Annotated in this window: 4 protein-coding genes; 3 read left to right on the top strand and 1 reads right to left on the bottom strand. The window is 66.7% G+C overall.

The window, feature by feature from the left end:
* Window positions 1-39: 39 nt before the first annotated feature.
* The gene (locus ACFTZB_RS44255; protein WP_174705440.1) at window positions 40-801 is read right to left on the bottom strand and encodes a FadR/GntR family transcriptional regulator; all 762 of its coding nucleotides are present in this window, start codon (window positions 799-801) and stop codon (window positions 40-42) included.
* Window positions 802-918: 117 nt separating this feature from the next.
* Here ACFTZB_RS44255 and ACFTZB_RS44250 point away from each other — a divergent pair, with 117 nt between their 5' ends.
* From ACFTZB_RS44250 to ACFTZB_RS44240, 3 genes are all read left to right on the top strand, one after another.
* Window positions 919-1,998 carry an acyl-CoA dehydrogenase family protein gene (locus tag ACFTZB_RS44250; RefSeq protein ID WP_378442151.1) on the top strand — a complete coding sequence of 360 codons (1,080 nt, stop codon included), beginning with the start codon at window positions 919-921 and terminating at the stop codon, window positions 1,996-1,998.
* Between the two features lie 72 nt (window positions 1,999-2,070).
* Window positions 2,071-3,237 (top strand): acyl-CoA dehydrogenase family protein, encoded by a 1,167-nt coding sequence (locus ACFTZB_RS44245; RefSeq protein ID WP_005250871.1) that lies wholly within the window; start codon window positions 2,071-2,073, stop codon window positions 3,235-3,237.
* Window positions 3,237-3,457, top strand: a 221-nt coding sequence (locus ACFTZB_RS44240) for an SDR family NAD(P)-dependent oxidoreductase (protein WP_378442149.1), incomplete at its 3' end; no start/stop codon positions are given. The genes ACFTZB_RS44245 and ACFTZB_RS44240, both read left to right, overlap by 1 nt.

Here is a 3,457-nt window from a genome sequence, read left to right as displayed (position 1 = left end):
GTGTGGGGCCTTCGTCGTCGAAGCAGGAAGACGGAAAAGCTATTCGTCGAGGGGAATGTCGGTGCGCTGCTCGAAGTCCTTGATCGACTCGGCGTACGAGTGGACGTGCCTGCTCATGCGTCGTACCGCGGCCTCGGCGTCCTTCTCGCGAATTGCCCTGGTCACCGAGCGGTGCGCCTTGACGGTGATCTCGCGAACCTTGTCGTCGATGAATCCTTCGTTCTCGGTCGCGGCGTAGATGGCCCGCGAGAGCGAGATCATGAGACCTGACAACAGTTCGTTGTGGCTGGCGCTCGCGACGGCGACGTGCCAATCGATGTTCGCCTGAAGGAAGTCGTCGAGTTTGTCGCCTGCTCCGGCGATGTCGTCGTTGGCGGCGTCCAGTCGGGCGAGATCCTCGTCGGTGCGATGGCGGGCGGCGAGTTGTGCGCAGAACGGTTCGATCGCCTCGCGGGTCTCGAGCAGTGCGGCGAGGCGGATCTGACGACCACGGATGAGCAGTGCCACCGTGTCGGCCATGGACTGTTCACCCGGTCGCTGAACGAAGGCGCCACCGGCCCGGCCCGCCTTGATGCGGACGAGTCCCTGTACTTCGAGGATTCGCAGGGCCTCGCGCACCGTGGTGCGGCTCATCTTCGTCTGGACGACGAGTTCGCGCTCCGGTGGCAGCGGTGTGCCCTCGACGTAGTCCCCGCTGAGAATGCGCTCGCGCAGTTCGTTGGCAAGGACGTCCGACGCCTTCGGTACCTCCATCGGTGTCAACTGAATGGAGGAACGTCCGTTCCGGGTGGTGTTCGGCACGGCTGGTGGCATGGCTCCCCGCCCTCTCTGGTCTAACGGTCAGACCTAATATACCATTGGGTTCTCGCTGCACTTGTCTTGCAGCCTATTCTTCGTCTCATCGAGAGGACCAGTTGTATGCGCTGGGAACTGTCAGAAGAGCAGGAAATGTTCACCGAAGCCCTCGACGGCTGGCTCGGACGGTTCGCCGCTCCGGCGAATGTCCGCAAGTGGGGTGAATCGGGAGATCCTGCCGAATTCGAACAGAAATTCGTCGAGGAGGGCTGGTTCTCCGCCGGTCTCGACGAGAAAATCGGTGGTCAGGGCGGTGGTCTGCTCGAACTGGCATTGACTGCCGAGGCGCTGGGCCGGTACGCCGCTCCGGCGAGTGCCTGGACCGCGTCGGTTCTCGCGGCACCCATGCTGCCCGCCGACATCGCCTCCGACGTGCTGGCCGGAGGTGGGTTCGCCGCGGTTGCCGTCGACGCGACCCGTCCGTTCGGCGTCGCCGACTCGGTGCGCGCCGACGAGACCGGCGCACTGACCGGTCGCGTCGCGACGGTGCTCGGCGCCGAACGGGCAAAACTACTGGTCGTCCCCGCGACGGACCCCGACGGAACCGCCGCCCTGTACCTCGCGCGCGTCGACGACCCCGGCGTCGCGGTCGAACCGCGGCACCTCCTCGACCCGTCCCGTGCGGCCGCGGACGTCCGGTTCGACAACGCCGCCGGACAGCGCCTCGACGTCGACGCGGCCACCGCGCTCGAGGACGCCGGACTGCGGGCGGCCGTGCTCGTGGCCGCGGACTCGCTCGGGGCGATGGACCGCATGCTGCGGCTCGCGGTGGATTACAGCAAGCAACGCCACCAGTTCGGCGTCCCGATCGGGTCGTTCCAGGCTGTGAAGCACGCTGCGGCAGGCATTCTCGTCTCCGTCGAGGCGGGACGTTCCATCGCCTACTACGCCGCGGCCTCGGTCGATCTCGGCCTCGCCGACCGTGCGATCCACGCCGCGGTCGCCAAGGCTCAGGTGCCGCGAAATGCGGTGCAGGCGGCTGACAGCGCCCTCGTGATGCACGGCGCGATCGGCTACACGTGGGAACACGACCTGCACCTCTACTACAAGCGCGCCAAGCTCGACGAGAAGTTGTTCGGGGGCCCGGGCGTGTGGAACGAGCGCCTGGCGCGGGATCTGCCCCTCCTGCCCGCCGCCGGGTGATCTGCCGTTGACTTTTTGGTCTGTCCTTTAGTAACTTAAGTCCAAACGGAACCAACGACGACGGGACGTGCTGTGGACTTTGATCTGACCGAGGATCAGGCGACGATCCGAGATGCGGTGCGAGAGCTGGCCGGCAAGTTCGACGAGCAGTACTGGGTGGAGAAGGACAGCGAGCACGAGTTCCCCACCGAGTTCTACGACGCGTTCGCCAAGGGCGGCTGGCTCGGCATCACCACGCCCGAGGCGTACGGCGGGCACGGTATGGGAATCACCGAGGCCTCGATCCTGCTGGAGGAAGTCGCCGCTTCCGGCGCCGGCATGAACGGCGCGAGTTCGATGCACCTGTCGATCTTCGGAATGCACCCGGTGATCGTGCACGGCTCCGAGGAACTCAAGCAGCGCACCCTTCCGCGGATCGTCGACGGCGACCTGCACGTCTGCTTCGGTGTCACCGAGCCCGGCGCCGGCCTCGACACCACCAGGATCACCACCTTCGCGCGGCGTGAGGGCGACAAGTACATCGTCAACGGCCGCAAGGTCTGGATCTCCAAGGCGATGGAGTCGGAGAAGATCCTTCTCCTCACCCGCACCACGAAGTTCGAGGACGCGAAGAAGAAGACGGACGGTCTGACGCTGTTCCTCACCGACCTGGACCGCTCGAAGGTCGACATCCGCCCGATCAAGAAGATGGGGCGCAACGCGGTCACGTCGAACGAATTGTTCATCGACAACCTCGAGATCCCCGTCGAGGACCGCGTCGGCGAGGAAGGCAAGGGCTTCAAGTACATCCTCGACGGCCTCAACCCGGAGCGCATGCTCGTCGCATCGGAGGCCCTCGGCATCGGCCGGGCCGCCCTGCGCCGCGGCGTCCAGTACGCCAACGAACGTGAGGTGTTCGGCCGCCCCATCGGCATGAATCAGGGACTGCAGTTCCCACTCGCCGATTCGCTGGCCCGACTCGACGCCGCGGAACTCGTCCTGCGCAAGGCGACGTGGCTCTACGACAACGGGAAGCCCTGCGCCCGCGAGGCCAACATGGCCAAATATCTCTGCGCCGACGCCGGTTTCCAGGCCGCGGACCGCGCACTGCAGACCCACGGCGGCATGGGCTACTCGGAGGAGTACCACGTGGCCCGGTACTTCCGCGAAGCCCGCCTGACCAAGATCGCCCCGCTCAGCCAGGAGATGGTTCTCAACTACCTCGGCGAGCACGTCCTCGGCCTTCCCAGGAGCTACTGATGTTCGAACTCACCGGAAAATCCGCCCTCGTGACCGGTGCCGGCAGCGGCATCGGTGCCTCGGTCGCGCAGGCCTACGCGCGAGCAGGCGCGGCCGTGCTCGTCACCGACGTCGACGGCGAGGCCGCTGCGGCCGTGGCCGCGGTGTTGACCCCCGCCGGCGGGTGGGCGGAGTACGCGGCCCCCGACGTCCGCGGCGGCGTCGCGGCCGCCCCGGCGGC

It is taken from the genome of Rhodococcus sp. NPDC057014, from assembly GCF_042673295.1.
Classification (GTDB): Bacteria; Actinomycetota; Actinomycetes; order Mycobacteriales; family Mycobacteriaceae; genus Rhodococcus_F.
Note: the sequence above shows the minus strand (reverse complement) of the source record. Positions and strands in the feature narration are given on the sequence as shown.

Bases quoted from the DNA above. Each gene is read 5' to 3' on its own strand.
- ACFTZB_RS44250 (WP_378442151.1), top strand. From the start codon at position 919: ATGCGCTGGGAACTGTCAGAAGAGCAGGAAATGTTCACCGAAGCCCTC.